The sequence below is a fragment of the Parabacteroides sp. ASF519 genome (assembly GCF_000364265.2).
GTDB classification, from domain to species: Bacteria; Bacteroidota; Bacteroidia; order Bacteroidales; family Tannerellaceae; genus Parabacteroides; species Parabacteroides goldsteinii.
On the sequence record NZ_AQFV02000006.1, the window covers coordinates 6,035,127 to 6,054,027 of the forward strand.

The 18,901-nt window shown below is 43.2% G+C and carries 14 protein-coding genes and 1 riboswitch; of the genes, 1 reads left to right on the top strand and 13 read right to left on the bottom strand.

What is annotated here, in order from left to right:
* Positions 1–15: 15 nt before the first annotated feature.
* Complete coding sequence (locus C825_RS24255) at positions 16–2,046, top strand: HD family phosphohydrolase (protein WP_044215216.1); 2,031 nt, start codon at positions 16–18, stop codon at positions 2,044–2,046.
* Here the strand turns inward: C825_RS24255 and C825_RS24260 are convergent.
* The 13 genes from C825_RS24260 to C825_RS24320 all read right to left on the bottom strand — a co-directional run bounded on the left by C825_RS24260 (position 2,021) and on the right by C825_RS24320 (position 18,766).
* The gene (locus C825_RS24260; protein ID WP_010800510.1) at positions 2,021–2,512 is read right to left on the bottom strand and encodes a low molecular weight protein-tyrosine-phosphatase; all 492 of its coding nucleotides are present in this window, start codon (positions 2,510–2,512) and stop codon (positions 2,021–2,023) included. The genes C825_RS24255 and C825_RS24260 overlap by 26 nt on opposite strands.
* A gap of 33 nt (positions 2,513–2,545) precedes the next feature.
* Positions 2,546–5,008, bottom strand: a complete 2,463-nt coding sequence (priA, locus tag C825_RS24265) for a replication restart helicase PriA (RefSeq protein WP_044215224.1) — start codon at positions 5,006–5,008, stop codon at positions 2,546–2,548.
* Positions 5,009–5,077: 69 nt separating this feature from the next.
* Positions 5,078–5,677 carry a porin family protein gene (locus C825_RS24270; RefSeq protein ID WP_007654242.1) on the bottom strand — a complete coding sequence of 200 codons (600 nt, stop codon included), beginning with the start codon at positions 5,675–5,677 and terminating at the stop codon, positions 5,078–5,080.
* A gap of 268 nt (positions 5,678–5,945) precedes the next feature.
* Positions 5,946–6,144, bottom strand: a riboswitch (cobalamin riboswitch).
* 40 nt (positions 6,145–6,184) lie between these two features.
* Positions 6,185–7,231, bottom strand: coding sequence for a carbon-nitrogen hydrolase family protein (locus tag C825_RS24275; RefSeq protein WP_010800512.1), 1,047 nt, complete (start codon positions 7,229–7,231; stop codon positions 6,185–6,187).
* An 11-nt stretch (positions 7,232–7,242) separates the two neighbouring features.
* Positions 7,243–8,442 (bottom strand): heparinase II/III domain-containing protein, encoded by a 1,200-nt coding sequence (locus C825_RS24280; RefSeq protein ID WP_010800513.1) that lies wholly within the window; start codon positions 8,440–8,442, stop codon positions 7,243–7,245.
* 48 nt (positions 8,443–8,490) lie between these two features.
* A complete protein-coding gene (locus tag C825_RS24285) occupies positions 8,491–9,297 on the bottom strand; it encodes a hypothetical protein (protein ID WP_135033564.1) in 807 nt (268 codons plus the stop codon).
* An 84-nt stretch (positions 9,298–9,381) separates the two neighbouring features.
* Positions 9,382–9,645, bottom strand: coding sequence for a hypothetical protein (locus C825_RS24290; RefSeq protein ID WP_250690617.1), 264 nt, complete (start codon positions 9,643–9,645; stop codon positions 9,382–9,384).
* Positions 9,636–9,866 carry a hypothetical protein gene (locus tag C825_RS24295; protein WP_250690618.1) on the bottom strand — a complete coding sequence of 77 codons (231 nt, stop codon included), beginning with the start codon at positions 9,864–9,866 and terminating at the stop codon, positions 9,636–9,638. Before C825_RS24295 ends, C825_RS24290 begins: the two co-directional genes overlap by 10 nt.
* Positions 9,867–9,888: 22 nt before the next feature.
* On the bottom strand, positions 9,889–11,427 hold the full coding sequence (locus C825_RS24300) for a Gfo/Idh/MocA family protein (protein WP_010800515.1): 1,539 nt from the start codon (positions 11,425–11,427) through the stop codon (positions 9,889–9,891).
* Positions 11,428–11,579: 152 nt separating this feature from the next.
* Positions 11,580–13,325: a RagB/SusD family nutrient uptake outer membrane protein gene (locus C825_RS24305; RefSeq protein WP_007654249.1), complete on the bottom strand. Its 1,746-nt coding sequence runs from the start codon at positions 13,323–13,325 to the stop codon at positions 11,580–11,582.
* 12 nt (positions 13,326–13,337) lie between these two features.
* Entirely contained in the window at positions 13,338–16,796 is a 3,459-nt protein-coding gene (locus C825_RS24310) for a TonB-dependent receptor (protein ID WP_228100151.1), read from the bottom strand.
* 192 nt (positions 16,797–16,988) lie between these two features.
* Complete coding sequence (locus tag C825_RS24315; RefSeq protein WP_010800517.1) at positions 16,989–18,077, bottom strand: FecR family protein; 1,089 nt, start codon at positions 18,075–18,077, stop codon at positions 16,989–16,991.
* A 95-nt stretch (positions 18,078–18,172) separates the two neighbouring features.
* Positions 18,173–18,766, bottom strand: a complete 594-nt coding sequence (locus tag C825_RS24320; protein WP_007654267.1) for an RNA polymerase sigma factor — start codon at positions 18,764–18,766, stop codon at positions 18,173–18,175.
* Positions 18,767–18,901: the final 135 nt, after the last annotated feature.

Consider the following 18,901-nt stretch of genomic DNA (forward strand, 5'->3'; position numbering starts at 1 on the left):
TCAAATGAGAATCTTATGAAACTAAAAAACTATAGTATACACCCAGCCGTATATTTCATCGTGGCATCTTTGCTGATCGCCTACTTTTTTCCTCGCGAGGGAAAGTTCCGTTACCAGTTCTATGAAGGTAAACCCTGGAGGTACGGATTACTGACGGCTCCAAGCGATTTTCCTATCTACAAGACTGATGCAGAAGTCGATGCCGAGAAAGATAGCGTTTTGAAAAACTTCGAACCGTATTTCCGTATGGATGCGACTGTCGAGAACACAGAAGTCGACAAATTACGGGCCGCCTATACCGATGGCCTGAACCGGAAAGCGACACCTGCCTATATGCATTATATCGAAAATAGTTTGATCAGCCTATATAAAAACGGGATTATCTCATCACAGGAACAGGAAAAACTGAAAAAGGATAACTATGAGCGTGTCAATCTGTTGGAGAACAATATCGCTCATTCCCGATATGCCAGTGACTTTTTCACCATAAAAACGGCTTATGAGTTTATCATAAACAACTGTCCGCCGCGGCTAGACAAATCGGTCCTGCAATCCTGCGATATAAATAACTATCTGAAGGAAAATATATCGTATGATGAAGCGATGTCAGAGAAAGTAAAAGACGATATGCTCCGGAGCGTATCCTTGGCGAACGGTATGGTACAGGCCGGAGAACGTATTGTAGACAGGGGGGAGATTATTGATAACCATACCTATAATGTACTGCGTTCGTTGAAGATTGTGCACGAGACCAAATCGGGTGGTGCACAACGCCAAAGCATTATTCTCGGAGGGCAGTTTGTATTGGTCTGCGGCATTATCTTCTGTTTCTGGTTATACCTGTGGTCTTTCCGGTTAAAGATATTGCACAACAGGCGGAATGCGCTTTTCCTTATTCTATGCATATTTGTCAGTTGCATATTAACGGAGTTATGCGTCACTTATGCGCTGTTCAATGTTTATATCCTGCCTTATGCGATCGTGCCTATTGTTGTCCGGACCTTCTTCGATTCGCGTACAGCCCTATTTACGCATCTGGTCATCGTGCTGATCTGTTCGCTGATGGTACCTTTCCCGCATGAGTTCCTGCTGTTACAGATCATTGCCGGAATGGTGGTTACATTCAGTCTGAGAGACCTGTCGGAACGTTCGCAACTGATTCGCTGCGCATTCCTGATCTTTATGTCCTATACGTTATGTTATATAAGCCTTGCCTTGTATCAAGAGGCGGACTTCAACAAGATCAACTGGTTGATGCTTCTATACTTCGGTATCAATTTCATCCTGCTGATGTTTACTTACATCCTGGTTTATATGCTGGAAAAAACATTCGGATATGTATCGAGCATCACGCTGGTGGAACTATCCAATATCAATACGCCTATTCTTAAAAAGTTGTCGGAAACATCTCCCGGAACATTCCAGCATTCCTTGCAGGTCTCTATCCTGGCATCGGAAGCCGCTGCAAAAATCGGAGCAAATGCCCAACTGGTCCGTACAGGAGCCATGTATCATGATATTGGGAAGATGGCAAACCCGGCTTTCTTCACCGAAAACCAAAGTAGCGTGAATCCGCACAGCCAACTAAGTTTCGACCAGAGTGCCAAAGTGATCATAAATCATGTCACCGATGGAGTCAGGATCGCTGAAAAGGCATTGTTGCCCAAGGCTGTCGTCGATTTCATCCGTACACATCACGGATTAGGAAAGGCTAAATATTTCTATAATTCATTCAAAAACCAATATCCGGATAAAGAGATCGACGAAAAGACGTTTACTTATCCGGGACCGAACCCGTTCTCGAAAGAGACTGCCGTGCTGATGATGGCAGACTCCGTTGAAGCCGCCTCCCGCAGCCTGAAAGAGCATACGGAAGAAAGCATCAGACAGTTGGTGGATAAAATTATTGACGGACAGATAGCAGACGGATTACTGAAAAGTGCCCCGCTGACGTTCCGGGATGTAGAGACGATCAAAAGCGTGTTTGTCGACAAGCTGAAAACAATGTTCCACACCCGTATCAGTTATCCCGACCTGAAGAAATAGTTTCGAGCAATCCTCCACAGGCGTCTTCCAACAAATCGAGTACCAACTCAAAACCGGAGGCGCCCCCATAATACGGGTCAGGGACATGATCATACAACTTATTACGGGAATATTCCGTCATCTGATGTATTTTAGCTACTGATTCCAGATCGGGAGCTTTCCGTTTCAGGTCATCTATATTCCGGTCGTCCATTCCAATGATCAGATCAAAATCATAAAAGTCAGTCGTACGAACCGGACGGGAAATAGAATCCAGCATATATCCCCGGCGGGAGGCATGCGCCCTCATCCGCTGGTCGGCACGTTCTCCCTCATGGTATCCCATGATACCTGCCGAATCGACTTCTATATAATTGTCAAGGCCGGCATCTTTTACCAGCTTCTTCATCACAGCCTCCGCCGACGGAGAACGGCAAATATTCCCCAGACAAACAAACAATATCTTATACTCTTTCTTCTCTCCCATAATTTTCAATTCTCAATTTTCAATATTCAATTATCAAGCCGGATCCACATCATAATGCACCAGCAATTGCCTGAATGGCAAATAGCGTTGCATCTCTGAATGGACAACCTCCAGTATTTCCCTGACAGGGGCAATGGCGGCGGCTATCTCTATTTTCAACACAATCTTCTTGATATGCAAAGTCTGCACACGTGTTACCGGAGGGGTGACAGGTCCCAGTACCCGCTCTCCGAGACGGGCATGCAGTTTCTCGGCATAGATCACCGACAGTTCCTGCAAAACCGACTCATTGCGGCTCCGGAGCACCAACACGATCAACCGGTAATAAGGAGGATACCGGAACATGCTACGCTCGCTCAACTGCAAACGAACCATTTCCTTATAAGCAAAATGCTGCACCATCCGTATCAGAGGATGTTCCGGCTGGGAAGTTTGCAAAACAACCGTACCACGTTTATCCCTTCTCCCTGCTCGTCCGCTTACCTGCACCATCAGTTGGAAAGCACGTTCGTGAGCCCGGAAATCGGGATAGTTCATCAGGTTATCGGCATTCAGGATTCCAACAACACTGACATTTCCGAAATCCAATCCTTTCGATAACATCTGCGTTCCGATAAGGATTTGCGTCTTTCCTTTCTCAAAGTCGGAAATGATGCGTTCGTAAGCCGTACGGGTACGTGCCGTATCGAAATCCAACCGCTCGACCTTCGCCGAAGGGAACAGGGAAGCTATTTCCTCCTCCACCTTCTCTGTCCCAAAACCCATCATCTTCAACTCCGTACTCTGGCATTCCGGACAATGAGGCGGTAACTGGATGGTATATCCGCAATAATGGCAAACCAATTGGTTATGATATTTATGATAGGTCAAGCTGACATCACAGTTCACACAATGAGGCACCCAGCCACAACTCTTACATTCGATCAGCGGGGCAAACCCACGCCTGTTCTGGAACAAGATAGCCTGTTCACCGCGTGCCAGGGACGCATTTACTTTCTCGACCAATAACGGGGAGAAAAGTGTATCCTTCATGATCTTTTTCCGCTTCAGTTCCTTTATATCGGCAGTTATAATCTCCGGCATCAGGCAGTCACCGTAACGGGTAACCAACTCTACCAGTCCATACTTACCAGTCGTTGCATTGAAATAAGAATCGATCGAAGGGGTAGCAGATCCCAGCAGCGTCTTTGCCCCATGCATTCCCGCCAGCACGATTGCAGCATTGCGGGCATGGTAACGAGGGGCCGGATCTTGCTGCTTATACGTATTTTCATGTTCCTCATCCACAATGATCAGTCCCAGGTCCTTGAATGGCAGGAAGAGAGAAGAACGTACACCCAGCACTACCATCGGTTCGTTCCCATGCAGGAGTTTGTTCCATACTTCCACACGCTCGTTATCCGAGAATTTCGAATGATATACCAAGAGCTTATTACCGAACAGTTTAGCCAGCCGTTCGGTGATCTGCGTCGTAATAGCTATTTCAGGAAGCATATATAGAACCTGCCGTCCCAGCTTCAGAACCTCGTCTATCAGCCGTACATAAATTTCCGTCTTACCGCTGGAAGTAACTCCGTGAAGCAGGCAAACATCTTTAGAAGTAAAGGTATCATGTATCTCGCTATACGCTTTCTCCTGTGCCGGACTAAGCGAACTGAGAGGTTGCAAACGGCATACCGGAACCTGCAAACGCCCCACTTCTTTTTCATAGCTTTCAAGGACTCCCCGTTTCAGCAACCCGTCCAATATCGTTGATGAACAACCGCTGCGTTCCAGTAATTCTTTTTTGGATACTTCCACGGTTAATGCCGGATTTAATGCGTGGCTCAGATCAAGGAAGCAAACCAGCAAAAGTTCCTGCTTCTTGGCCCGCTTAAAATCAGCAAAGGCTTCCTGCAAGCGTTCTTCGGTTGCATATTCCTGAGACAGACGGATAAATGTCTGCATCTTCGGAACAAACCCGCGTTTCATCTCTTCGCTGACCTCCACTGCCCCACGGGCCATCAGGGAAGCAACTACGGGAACGACATTGCGCAGGCCTGTTTTCTTTTCCAACTCCGAAACTGTTAACTTGAGCACTCCTTTAAAAGCATCCAGCACAGTCTGCTCATTAGGACGCAAAGGACCGTCTGCCTCAAAATCGGCATTATAAGTGACAGCCGTCTCGCTTTCCAGTTTCAGCCCGGAAGGTAAAGCCACTTTATAGACATCCCCCAGTTTACACATATAATAGGAGGCGATCCATTTCCAAAAGCGAAGTTGCGGCCTCCTTAGTACTGGGCTGGCATCCAGCAGGGCATAAATCTCCTTCGTCTCAAAGTCCGTATTCGGCCTGCGTTCATGTACTTCCATCACAATGGCAGTATAGTAACGTTTCTTGCCGAAATGAACAATGACCCGGCAACCGGGAGTTACGGCTGCCTCCAGATCCGTCGGAATACTATATGTATAGCTATTCTCCAACGGCAGGGGTAGTATGACATCTGCATATTTCATTTCCGAGGTCAAAAGTAACAAAAAAGGCCGGACTGTTAAAGCCCGGCCCCTCATATCTTCTGTCTGTTATCAGAACAAGATAGCGGCTGTCACCGACCATCCGCGGTTCTTGGCATTCAGATCATATTTTTCCGCACTGTAATTATCAGTCAGTCCCAGGCCATAGTTTATACCGACCTGCAAATGGCTGATCAGTTCCACACCTGCACCAAAATTAAGACCGGCACTAAAGTTTTTCGCTTTCACCTGTCCTACTACACTTCCGGGAATCTCCCAGAATTTATCGCCACCTACACGGAAACCGATATACGGACCGGCAGCCAGATATCCTTTAATGATAGGTAGTCCGAATTTCCATTTCAAATTCACCGGGACATCGATATAATCTGTTTTCACATTCGTGGAAGTTCCTGTCTCCGATTTCACATCCATCCCTTTCTGTGAATAGAGGATAGCCGCATCCAACCCTACTCCAATCAGAGGAATCGTTGTCTCGATCATCGGACCGATCTGGAAACCAGTCACATTATCCGCTTTCAGAATATCTGAATTCAAATGAACGGACGATATATTCAAACCACCTTTTACCCCAAACTTCAATTGGGATTTAGCGGGAACAGCAATAAATGCCATCAAAATAATCAAAACTAAACCTGTAACCTTTTTCATATTGCCTGTTGTTTTATAAATACTATCTGCAAATAAACATACTTTTCCAATAATAAACAAGTATTCCGTCTTAACTGTTCAGTCTTTGAAAAAGAAAAGCATGGACCACCGACGGAGCTCATCCCGTCAACCGAACCATGCTTCTTTTCCTAATTATTATGGCAAAATAATTAAAAACAGATCCTAAAAGGACAGCAAACTGGGAATGGAACAAGAATAGAAAGACATCAGATGTCTTGTTTTTCTCATCCGGCCTTTCCTCGAAGCCGTCGAAATAATATGCCTTGCAGGTCTTCTGACTTACTTCCGGATCAAGCGCCTTCCCATTCCCCTTACAGAACAGTGGCAAAAGTATGCCTGATACGTTATGAAGCTCACAGCAGCGGGACTGTCCGGGATTCACACCCGGTTCCCTTTTAATCCTTACCCGCGGATACAGGCTCGGAACAATGCATAGCGCAAATATAGAGATATTTTTACATCTTACGGTAGCAGATCCTATAAATTTTATTTATTATGTTTACGATATTCATCTATTGCGTCTTTTACCGGAGCTTTAATCAATTTTTGTTCACGAACAGCACGGGATTGATTGAAATAATCGTCCAATAACTGAATATCAAATTCATCTATCATCCGGTCTGCTGAAATCGAATCATGTTCACTGGTGATCATCACTGCCCCTATACGTCCGGGATCAGAGATAGAAACAAGATCACCGTACTTTCTTTTCAAAGCGGTCAATTTCTCCCAGTTATTATCGAGATGTACCAATTTACGGTCAAGGTTGACTGTAGCCACAGCATAATTATAATAGTTCGTACTTGAGGCGACCACCTCTCCCAATGGGTTACGTATCTCCGACGGAGCATTCAGAAAACCATAGGCACAAACAAAATAAGCCTGACAGGAATAAGCCCATTTGCTTTGTTCCAAACCTCCGTGATACATTGATGGAAACAAAATTATGTCCGGTTTTTGCTGAGCATACCGTTCCCTCAACTCATCAAAATTAAGATCGAAACAAACAGCACAAGCAACAGTCCCGAAATCACATAGCAGGAGTTCTGCTTCATCAGAAGGCATGATCTCATTCATTTCCTGGATAGTAGGAAAATTCTTATTATATATACCGGCTACTTTTCCACGTCGGTCAAGCAGTATACATGAATTCCACCAGCTTCCGTTTTCTTCCCTTTTGGTTCCAAAAGCAATATAACAGTGATTATCTTTTGCTACCGAAGCCAGGTAATCCTTTACCTGATCTTTCCTTACTTTATAATATTCAAACTGCTCTGCCGTAGTTAATCCGGAAGGACGATCGCATGCTTCCGTTAATAATATCAGATCCGGCTTATGTAATAACACTTTTGACAACTGCCTTTGCCAGTAATCGATCATCTGATCGACCATTTGCTGATAACTCATCTGATTATTTACGGAAACCGCAACCCCTCCACCTCCGATAGTGACTATTTTCACCGGATTCTTTGCCCGGGCTGCCAACACGACTGTAAAAACAGTTATAAAAATCAGGTAAACAGAATGTTTCATCTTCTTTCAGGTTATTTATGTTCCTCAATCACTGCAGGTGTACCGTCTAAGGAAAACAGAATTTTCCAACCGGCAACGGACGCCCCCAGTCTGCCATTTTCTTTAATCAATAGTGCCTCATCGGGTGTTATTTCCGGAGAACCGGCATCATCGACAAACAACACATGCAGGAAATAATCTTTCATCTGCTTGACAGCCGATGAAACTTCCAACCGCCAGGCACCAGTTTGTATCTGGGGTTTCGGCCAGCAATTCTTATTTAAAGGGTAATTGATGCCATTCACCCAGGCCTCTTTACCTTCTCCACCTATCAGTTCCAACCGGGCATTTTCAGGATAAAGGGTAAAACATGTCAATCGCCCTCCTCCGTTCTCTGCTACCATTCGATTCTCAACTACTTCCGGTTCATGAACCGTATGAAGCAAGAAACGTTTTTCAAAATCCTTCCTGGTACTTTCTACGCGATCGAAAACGACTATTACAGGACGGAATGTTGTATTTCTCCGCAGGTAAATAATCTCCCGCTGTGCAAGGCTGACCCTTTCCCGGTCATAGGCTTTAGTTGCATCTCCAACAGCATAAGTATATTCATCTGTCTCCCGACACAACGTGATTCCATCCAAATGAGCATGGCCGCCGGGCAGGATATCAGTCAGCTTTGTCGGTTCCTCTTCCCAGTAAGGTTGTCCCCCGTCATTGGATACCGAACGGCCATATACCTTATATTCCTGTTCCGGATCAAATACAATAATCCCGTTATGGGCAATTGTACGGGTAAAATAATTACACCAATGCGTACTTCCGTATCCGCCGTTTTCACAACCTTCATCATACATTCCGGAATCAATTGCCAGGGGTGACTTATAGTGGATCGTGAACGTATTTTCATCCCGGTGATGATGATTCGCCGAATAGAAAGGGACAGAACGGAACTGAAGCAAAGTTGTCTCTTCATCCCAACGATCCCGTGCTATAACAACTCCGGCATTTCCAAAATCCCGACTCAAAGGTAACGGTATTGTTTTATCATCCGGTGCAACCGGCCTAACGCTCTTATCAGCATACAAGATTCGGGCGAACGGATCTTTTGTCGGTTTGGCCAGCCAAGCTGCATAGGGATTTTTATAGATTCCGGCAGAAATATACAATAGCTCCTGTTCATCCTGCAAGTCGGTGTCAACCGAGTAAGCGTCCCCCGTATTCGCGAACAAACCATCTCCCTGCTGTCCGTATATCCAGAAAAGAGGTATTTCTGCCTGCTAGGGGAAATACATACATTCATTCGTAGCACTTGACATGACACTGTGCGTTCGTCCCGATAAATAAGGAGCACTGTAATTCCATCCCATATGATAGCCACCTTTCTCAGTGATCCATCCTTGTACAGGAAAATACCCCTGAACCCAGTGTTCACGTATCTCCAGTAATTTTTCTCTCAGCTCCGGTTTATCCGTAACCAAAGCCAGCAATCCGGTCAGCAAAGAAAAATTACCCCAGCGTGAATGTCCGCCAACATAATCCGCATAAGCCGAGAAATGCCAGTTCGTGTCCAAATGATCCAGTATTGCCTTTTCAATAGCCAGTTTCTCCCGGACAGTCAGAAAATGGTACAACCAATCATAGGCTACAGCCAGCGACATTAATCGTCCGCGGTATTCATCGTCATTTCCGACAGGACCGTCGTCCACCATCACCTGTACCCATTCTTTTACCCATCGGATATAGTTTTCATCTTCCGTCACCACAGCTACAAACGCCATATTACGTCCGATATCCCAATGTTTGAGATACCTTCCCCTACCCAACACCTCCGGAGAGAATCGTGAGATCTGTTCTTTGAGATAAGACAATAATTCATTCCACTCCTGCCTGAACTCACCACGAACACGTTCACGGATAACCGGTAAATCCGTATCACGAAAATACAACCTGGGATGTCCCGGGTAAACTTTCACCCGGGAGGTATCCGAATGGATTATTACCGACGGTATTTCTTTTTGCCCGATCGTATACCCCCATTGTCCATACGCATCCGTAAAAGGGAAAACGGAAAATATTCCTATCATCCCCTTTATTCCGGTCCTTATATATCGATGTACCTTGCTCTTCATTCTTGTTTGAATTTAGAATTATTACAACCTCCTTGCCTCCTATTTGAATCTGAACCGCCGGACAAAATAATCAAGTCCTGTGATATGGCTGGAAGGGAACCAGCAAAGCAGAAACAAAGCAGCCATTTCGATCAGATTCTTATTTACGACCCAATAACTTCCCTCTACATGAACATTTACTCCCAAGCTTGCAAACGGGGGATAAGCCAGATAATAGAATAACAGTAGTACGATCCCGAATATCTTACAATATCTGGAACATATTCCCAGAAACAATCCCAATCCCAGCAGAATCAGCCCCATTCATTCATCAAATCCACACAACGCAGTACGGTTTCCGACTCAGTCATGCTTTTAAACAAGGGAGCAAACGGACCTGTCGTATTTTGTAAATAGGCTTTGGCAGTCCAGCCCGGAGTATAAAATTTGATCAATCCTTCATACAAAAAATGCCAGCCGATCAATACACGTAACAACGTAAGAGCCCATAACTGGCCTGTTGAATATTTTATTTCTTTTTCCATGATATATCGATTGATAATAAGTTTATTCGATTATGACTTTCTCATTCACTTTATCCCAATGAACAGGTCGCCGGTGTTCATAAGCCAGATTTGCCAGATTAAAAGTGACCGCCTCTTCGAACCCGACATCGATCCCACAACTGGTAGTTCCGAATCCTCGAATAGCATCGATCCATTCTTTCAGATGCAGGAAAGTGGCGTCAATGACTTTCCCGTCGATATAGGTCGGACCATAACCACTTTTCAGGTAAGTCTTGGCCGTGGCCGAAGATATTGCGTCCACATCAGCACACGGTTCATAATAATACATGGGATCGTCTGAGCTTATCGCATGTTCTTTGTATCGCTCCGAGTAAGTATCCTTATACATCATAATCGCATTATCTATATCCATTGTCACCTCCGAACCCAAAATATGGGACTGACGATAAATTCCACTCTTCAGCGTACTGTCATATGTCATAGTGAGTCCCCTTTCCGGATAGGTAAAGATTGCACTGAACAAATCCGGCATATCTCCGTGTCCTTTATAATAATATTGTCCGCCTAAAGCTACGACAGTATCCGGTATCCCCAGTTCCAACACCTGATTAACACAATCATATTTATGGGTAAAATCATTTCCGGTAACTCCGGTCCCGTAATCACTATATCGCTGCCAGTTAAAATATCGCTTCGGGTCAAACTCAACCCAGGGAGCTTTACCCAGAAATTCTTTCCAATTAATTGTATCCGGATTACCCAAATGGTCAAATTCCCTTGTCCGTATCCAGGCACCATTCAGATCATTCTTGTTGGTATATGTCTGCACCAATGAAACGACTCCTAATGCACCTTTTCTATACAGTTCATTAGCTATCTTGAAACTCATTTGCTGACGATTTTCGTGTCCTAACTGGAAAATAACACCTGTCGATTTAATCACTTCCCTTAACTCCAAAGCCTCCTCAATGGTGTGTGTCATCGGTTTTTCCAGATAGACATGCTTTCCCGCTTTTGCAGCATCTATAGCAATCCGGGCATGCGTATGGTCAGGAGTAGCAATAATTACAGCATCTATTTCATCACTGGCTATCATCTCCCGGTAAGTAGGAAATACTTTAGCCGGCCTATGTTCTCTTTTATCACCTCCCCGCCGTACTTTATTCAATGATATCTCATATCCTCTTTTCGCATGAGCATCGAAAGTATCACAAACTCCGGCAAAATCGACGTACAAGTCCTCCTCATCCAACAGATCCTGAAGCCTTTTGGTATACTTACCATTAATCGTATTATCTTCCACATACTTCGAAGAGACAAAACCCATAGAATTCAACAGCTGATCACCACGCCAACCATTACCGATCACACCAAACCGAACAACATTACTGTTATTTCCCGTAGGAGGTCTTAACTTATCTTCCGGAGCAGACAGATGGTCTATTTTCAAGGTAGAGAGATAATCGTTCTGTATCCTTTCCAGTTCTGTTGTAATATTACCTTTTGCTCCAACTGCAAAATAACCCAAAAAGGGAACCGCAGCCATACCTTTCAAAAAATCTCTTCGATTAGTTTTCATGGTCTCATTCTATTTTCTAAATTAGATAATCTTTATTATTTTCCGGCCATAGTGATTCCGGATAAACTATGTTCCGGTCCCCTCACAACGGGACCGGCGACATAGCTTCCCCAATATATCAGCGTATCACCCTAATAGATTTATTATAAGCCTCAGTTAGTCTGCCAGCCCGGATTCTGCTTCAAATTCGGATTTAATACGATCTGAGATTCCGGGATCGGATTCAGATAATCTCTCTTCAGATCAAACCTGTATCCGTCAGGAAGCGACCCTTTGAACGGATCGAGATATCCCTTTTCATCAACCGGATAAAAATCCGTGAACTGATTAGCCTTAGCACCTTTTGGTCTTTTACCAACAATCAGCTCCTCCGCGGCAGCCCAACGGGCTATATCATCCCACCGGAAACCTTCGGAAGCCAGTTCCACACGCCGTTCTCTCCTGATTTCATTGATAACAGGAGAAAGGGAAGGAAAGTCCCATTCCGGGTCAGATACAATTTCCGATATAATTAAATTAGGCATCCCTACCCGGTCACGGAGTTTTTTAACGGATATATCAATGTCATTCTGTGTAAGTTCACCAAGTTCTGCTTTGGCTTCCGCATAGTTCAGTAACACTTCCGCATAACGATATACGACAGAAGGAGTTTCTTCATAATTCAAACTATGATATTCCATTCTCGGATCATATCCTTTACGCAATACATAACCGGAAGGTGCATTAAACTTCGTATTCGTATTGACCTGGTCATATACGTCTTTCCAGTAAGTCGTACTTGTCTCGTCAATCATCCAGGGAGCCTCCGGCGTAAATATAGTCTGTTTAAACCGGGGGTCACGATCCTGCATTTCATCCATCAATGTATTATCTCCTTGATACAAAGGACTTACTTTGATCGGTTTCCCATCTTTACACAGATAAGCATCCGCCAGATCTTTCGTTATCGATTTATCATTAGGATATTCCAACTGATAGTTCTTATTGTTATTGATATTTAAAGCCGTCGAGAACTTTTTCCACAACAGAACCTCCGGATTGGACGAATAATCCCGTTGAGCGAACAAATCATTATAATCCTTCTCCGGGTTCCCTGTCGAATAGATTTCAAATAATCCTGAATTCATAACCAGGGTAGCTGCTTCAACCGCTTTTCTCAGATATTTCTCCGGATTGGATTCCTGTGCCTTGAAGTCGTCATTCGCATGATATTTCTCCCAGGTTCCTTCATACAGGGCTACTCTGGATTGAACTGCCAACGCCATCCATTTATTGATGCGTGACACACCATCGGTTTTCAGGTCAGACATCAGGAAAGCCGCAGAATCAAGATCCTGAATAATACGGTCGGCAACCTGATTGCGAGGTGTACGGGGTTCATACAATTCCGGGGAATCCGTATTCAACGTCTTTGTTATTACCGGCACATCCCCGAATGTCTGTAACAACTGGAAATAAATCAACGCACGGAAGAAATAAGCCTCTCCCACATACTGTTTGTAGCTATTGAAATCGCTTTCACATTTATGGTAATTATCAAAAAAGTAATTTACAGATCTTACTTCCGAAAAATCCCAACGGACACGCCCTTCATAACCGACCGTACGACTTCCCATCAAACGGGGATCTATCAGGCTGCCGATGATCATATTATCACTATTGAAATCATCACCTCCACCCCGATATTTGGTTCCCAGTACCGGTCCATAATACACAGGCAATAATGCATTCGTATAAAACTGGTTCACATAAATCTCCATATCAGACGGTTGCTTGAAAAAATCGGCAGAAGAGACCTCGTCCAAAGGATGTTTCTCCAACAAATCATCATTACATGCCGTAAAAGCCAAAGCAACCAGCAAAGAGAAAAATATAATTGTCAATTTATTCTGTTTCATAACTCTGTAGATTTAAAAGGTTAGATTAATTCCAAATGAATAGTTTCTCGATATCGGATAGATGGCACCTGCATTTTCTTTATTTCCTCCTCCCAAAGTCGGATCGGATGCAACCGTTGTCTCCGGCTCCAGAGAATCGGGTAACTTTGTTATTGTCAGCAGATTTTCTCCGGATACATAGATACGTATTCGCTGCAAGAACAATTTTCTGGAAATATGTTTCGGAACCGTATAACCTAATTGAAGATTCTTCAGACGTAAATAACTGGCATTAAGCACATATCTTGACTGAGGCAAACGATTTTTCTCCAACTCATATGTAAAATAAGGCTTCGGAAAATAAGCATCGGTATTAGGTCCCAATGCACTTTGCTCATCAGCCGGACGCCAATAGTCCAAAGCCGGACTGTTACTGAACAATGCAGATTCTGATCCGGGCGTTCCGCCTATCACAACTCCGTAAAACCGGTTCAAGCTTACATTTGCCAGATAATCCCGTTTACCGATGCCTTGCCAAAACATATTGAAATCAAAATCTTTCCATGTCAAACCGGCCGTAATACCATAATTGAAACGGGGGGTATGGTTACCGATCACTTTCAGGTCGCCATGATCATTCAATGTCCTTGCACCGTCATCCAGAATATTATTACCGTCCAGGTCTTTATATTTCATATCACCAGGCCCCCAGGTATTGTAATATTTGGACTGGTCGGGCATCGGTTCACCTTCCGATTGTATGATACCGTCTGTTACAAATCCCCATATCTCTCCTACTTTTTTACCTTCATACCAGTCATCGATACGTCCGCTGTCATTTTTGTATTTAAGGATCGTAGAACGGCTGTCTCCCAAGCTGAAAGCGACATTATAAGACAAGTCCGAAGTGATATGGTCACGCCAACTTACTGTCAGTTCAAAACCTTTGGTAGACAACTTGGCATTATTACTGTAAGGAATACTTGTTCCCAATACGGCAGGAACACTTTCAGCCGGTCCGAACATATCGCTGGTCACCCTGTTATACCAATCAAAAACAACTCCAAGACGATTATTGAGGAAACCCATATCTGCACCAATGTTCAATGTAGTCACAGTCTCCCAGGTCAAGTCATTTGGAACAATACCGGGAACTGTTGCATATATAGGCAACGAGTTTCCGATTATATGCGGTAAATCCCTATTAACAGGAACTGTGGAAAGATACAGATAGTTAGCGACATTCTGGTTGCCCAATGAACCGTATGAAGCACGTAACTTCAAAGAATTCATATAAGGTTCCACCGGATTCCAGAAATCTTCTTTCGAAATATTATATCCGACTGAAACGGAAGGGAAAAAGCCCCATCTCGAATTCTTTGCAAAACGGGAAGAGCCATTATAACGTGCACTGAATTCAAACAGATATTTCTCTTTATAATTATAATTAACACGTCCGAAATAACCTTCTGTCGCCCAATGCGTGATTTCATCCGACAAGGTCACATTACCTAATGCCGTATTGATCGAAGGTACTTCTTCCGTGATCAATTGCATCTTTGAACCATACAAACCACGGAAATAACTCGTTTCCCTTTCATATCCGAATAATACTTTGAAATAATGGTCTTTCCATGTCTTCTCATACGAAGTGATCCCGTTGGCAAGCGTATAATAGGAATAAGCCAGTTGTTCCACAGAACCACTTTCCGGAGCACCGATATTTCCGATCGAACCATTCGGGTTCTGAACCTGAACCGGCTTGGGGTTCTGTATATTGGAACTGCCACCATAATTATAGTTATATGAAATACTGGTCTTCCATCCTGCTATCGATTCGATCTCACCACGAAGCGTCAATCCCAAATCATGATTTTCCTTACGTTCACGTCCGTTACTCTGCAAAGCACGGACCAACGGGTTACTGATCGTACCATCTTCATTATACATAGGCATCAGGGGTCCGAAAGACAGGAAAGAACGTAAAATATACCCCTGAGACTGTCCTACAATACCTAACGGACGATCTATCTCTGAACGGGAATATTTGGAACTGAAATCAAAACGCAGCCATTTCTTGATTTCCGAAGATATATTGGCCATCACATTATAACGCTGGTATTTATCATCCCCCCATTTATATAGACCACCCTGATCCAGATATCCGGCAGAAACATAATATTGCGTTTTCTCCCCTCCGCCTTCTATATTGATATTGTGCTTTTGCGAAAAAGCCGATTTCTTATAATACATCGAAGGCCAGTCATAATTCGCATTACCTTCCCATCTACCTCTCCAGATACTTGCAGGCGGACTCTCCAGATTATATTCCGGCTTATACGTCCCAGCCATATAATCTTTCACACGCTGCACCTGCGCATCCGGATAGATCGGAGCCAATCCGGAGTTTGCCTGTATCTGGTTATATGCCGTAACCCAAGTCAAAGCATCCACAAAATGCGGAATATTCAACGGAGAAGCAAAAGACAGGTTATTATTATACTGTATATGCATTTCCTGATTCTTTTTCCCTCTCTTAGTCGTTACCAATATAACCCCGAAAGGCGCACGCGAACCATATATCGCTGAAGCCGAAGCATCTTTCAGAACAGATATACTTTCAATAGACTCCGGATCCACAGTGTCAATATTAGTTTCCACTCCATCGACCAGAACCAACGGAGACTGGTTACCTGCCAATGAACCGGTACCACGGATATTCCATGTCCGTGCAGCACCTGGTTCACCACCCAGACTATTCATACTGATATTCAGGTTAGGAGAAGCTCCCTGGATCAACTGGGACATGGTTGGAGCCGAACGGTTTGCCAATACCTCTTCCGTGATTACATCGACAGAGCCGGTTAAATTCACTTTTTTCTGCGTGCCATATCCGACAACCACGACTTCATCCAGACTTTTAGAATCTTCCTGTAGCGTAATATTAAGCTGGCGGTTGCCTTTTACCGGGATTTCCTGCGTAATATAACCGATATAAGAGACCAGCAAAACAGCATTGTCCTGTACTGCCAAAGTAAATTTTCCATCCAGATCGGTAACAGTCCCATTTGTCGTACCTTTTTCCACCACATTAGCACCGATAACCGGCAATTTATGTTCATCCAATACAAGTCCTGTTATCTGCTTTTTTTCCACAACAGCCTGAGGCAGCCGGACTTCAGGATCCTGTTTCTTCTTATAAAAAATGACTTGACGATCTACAATTTTATAATCCGCCCCGGATCCTTCCAGCAGGTTATCCAGAATCTCATTTATAGAACCGTGAGACTTTTCCACATGGACTTTTTTAGACAAGTCAATCGCATTGTCATTATAAAAGAAAATAAATTCGGTTTTTCCTTCAATTTCGCTGAATACTTCTTGCAGGGTTTTATTTCCTGAAGACAGATGGATTTCCGTAACCTGGGCATACGTTGCTTCGTTCGCCCAACCATATGTTACAAACAGCAAGAGTAACAAAGTAATTCTCATAATATGAAGTACTTTCCGAAATTCTTTACAAGAATTCCGGGGATTTGTGATTAATTTCATACCTTTGTATATGTTTTTAGATTAAAAAATGTTTTTAGTAAAGCTTTTTTAATTTGAACTTAACCGGAAAGTAGGACCAGTACTTTCCGGTTTTCTTTTTTATGTCTTTTCTATCCCATGGTATTCCGTTTTTTATTGTTTAACACTAATCTTTATTACATCACCTTCTTTATCATATTCTATCGGCGCCGTGATAGATATAATCCGGAAAGTTTCCCTGATATCCGACTTTAAATCCAGTTTTCCGCTTACCGTCACTTTACTGATTTCCGCAGGATCAAAAGTCAGGACTACATTATAATATCTTTCTATTTTCTTCAGGACATCAGCCAACGATTCATTATGAAAAATAAGGAAACCGTCTTTCCAACAGATATATTCATATATATCCGCATCCTCTATCCGAGTCGCAAAAGTACTCTTCTCCAAAGTATAGAGTTGATTAGGCTTAATGGTTGTCGTATTCTTTTTATTAGCCACTTTAACCGCAACAGAACCTGTCGCCAAAGCGACGAACTGTTGTTTGTCATTTTTATAGGCAGATACATTAAATGATGTTCCCAGAACATTCACTTCCATCATATCCGTTTTTACCACAAACGGATACTTTTCATTACGTGCTACCTCCAGATAAATTTCACCTTCCACATATATCTCCCGTCTGTCGGACGCAAATACTGCCGGATAAACCAGTTTCGTTCCGGAATTTGCCCAAATAGCGGAACCATCGCTCAATGTCACACGGGTTGTTTTTCCATGCGGAACGATCAGTTGGTTGTATTCACGCCTCGATGGTTCCGGCAAATCTATCTGCTTCTGATTCACACGCATATTCCCATCCTCATCATGGGATACTTGTACATCTTTGTCTTCAAACTCTATTTTATCTTTATCGCCTAAAATCACCATCACATTATTCGAGGCATCATCCGGTAATTGAGTATTGGAAAGAATGCTGTTATAATCGATCTCTTCCCGGGGAGATAAACCGGTATATATATAATAGGTAGCAATACACAATATTGCTACAACAGCAACATAACGCAGGAACATAGAGAAAGAGACAGACATACGTTTCGGACGACGGATAGCAGATTCTATTTTTGTCCACAATTCAGCTTTAGCTTCTGAAGAAAGTCCTTCATCAACCACTCTGATCTTCCGTTTCAATAACCGAAGATCTTCTTCCGAACTTTTTTTATTTTCTTCCGAGTTGTTCATCCTATTATAGTCTGTTATGTATTCATTAGGGAAACGAAAATGAGGCGCGTTTTGTACTCACTCAAAAGAGAAAAAATCAGAAATAAATTAAGCAATCAATTTAACGAGCTCAAAAACAAGATGATAAGAGTATCCATATTCAGACAACTTCTAATTTTTTCCATTGCACGGTGAACAATGTTACGGGCTGACTGATTATTAATTCCCAGCAACTGGGATATTTCATCATACGACATTTCCGCCTGAAAACGCAAATAAATCGCTTCTTTCTGACGATCAGACAAAAGACTGAGGACTTCTTCAAACCGGGCTTTTATACTTTCATCCGGTTCCTCATCCTCCTCCTGTCCAAATGCAAATTGTACATGGAAAGGTAATTCTTCCGGCGAAATATAGACCATCCGCTGGTTATGACGGATCATGTCTATCAATAAATTTTTCAATGAACTGAACAAGTAAAACAGAGGATTGGATAAAGCCGGAAGTTGTTGTCGGTTCTCATACAGTTTAATGAATAACTCCTGAATGCAGTCCTTCACTGACTCTTCATCGCTGACAAACTTTGTCCCATATCTGTATAATTTATCCGATGTCAATTCAAAGAGCGCAGAAAAGGCACTCTCCTCTCCATTACGGAAAAGTTCCCAAAGTGTAGTTTCATTTTTGAGGTCTTGCGAGTTTCGGACCATATGATATTTCTATTAATACGAACTATAAACACATAATAATGAAAGAAAAAATACAGTCAAACCTTCCATCTTTATCTCATATCTCTAAGACAAAGATAAGAAAAGTATCGATAAATCCATTTTCTCTTGCTTTTG

Excerpts from the sequence above, each read along its gene's own strand:
- C825_RS24320 (WP_007654267.1), bottom strand. The coding sequence starts at position 18,766 with ATGGTCCGAAACTCGCAAGACCTCAAAAATGAAACTACACTTTGGGAA.
- C825_RS24260 (WP_010800510.1), bottom strand. The coding sequence starts at position 2,512 with ATGGGAGAGAAGAAAGAGTATAAGATATTGTTTGTTTGTCTGGGGAAT.
- C825_RS24300 (WP_010800515.1), bottom strand. The coding sequence starts at position 11,427 with ATGAAAACTAATCGAAGAGATTTTTTGAAAGGTATGGCTGCGGTTCCC.
- C825_RS24290 (WP_250690617.1), bottom strand. The coding sequence starts at position 9,645 with ATGGGGCTGATTCTGCTGGGATTGGGATTGTTTCTGGGAATATGTTCC.
- C825_RS24270 (WP_007654242.1), bottom strand. The coding sequence starts at position 5,677 with ATGAAAAAGGTTACAGGTTTAGTTTTGATTATTTTGATGGCATTTATT.
- priA (WP_044215224.1), bottom strand. The coding sequence starts at position 5,008 with ATGAAATATGCAGATGTCATACTACCCCTGCCGTTGGAGAATAGCTAT.
- C825_RS24295 (WP_250690618.1), bottom strand. The coding sequence starts at position 9,866 with ATGGAAAAAGAAATAAAATATTCAACAGGCCAGTTATGGGCTCTTACG.
- C825_RS24305 (WP_007654249.1), bottom strand. The coding sequence starts at position 13,325 with ATGAAACAGAATAAATTGACAATTATATTTTTCTCTTTGCTGGTTGCT.
- C825_RS24315 (WP_010800517.1), bottom strand. The coding sequence starts at position 18,077 with ATGAACAACTCGGAAGAAAATAAAAAAAGTTCGGAAGAAGATCTTCGG.
- C825_RS24285 (WP_135033564.1), bottom strand. The coding sequence starts at position 9,297 with ATGATAGGAATATTTTCCGTTTTCCCTTTTACGGATGCGTATGGACAA.
- C825_RS24255 (WP_044215216.1), top strand. The coding sequence starts at position 16 with ATGAAACTAAAAAACTATAGTATACACCCAGCCGTATATTTCATCGTG.
- C825_RS24310 (WP_228100151.1), bottom strand. The coding sequence starts at position 16,796 with ATGAGAATTACTTTGTTACTCTTGCTGTTTGTAACATATGGTTGGGCG.
- C825_RS24275 (WP_010800512.1), bottom strand. The coding sequence starts at position 7,231 with ATGAAACATTCTGTTTACCTGATTTTTATAACTGTTTTTACAGTCGTG.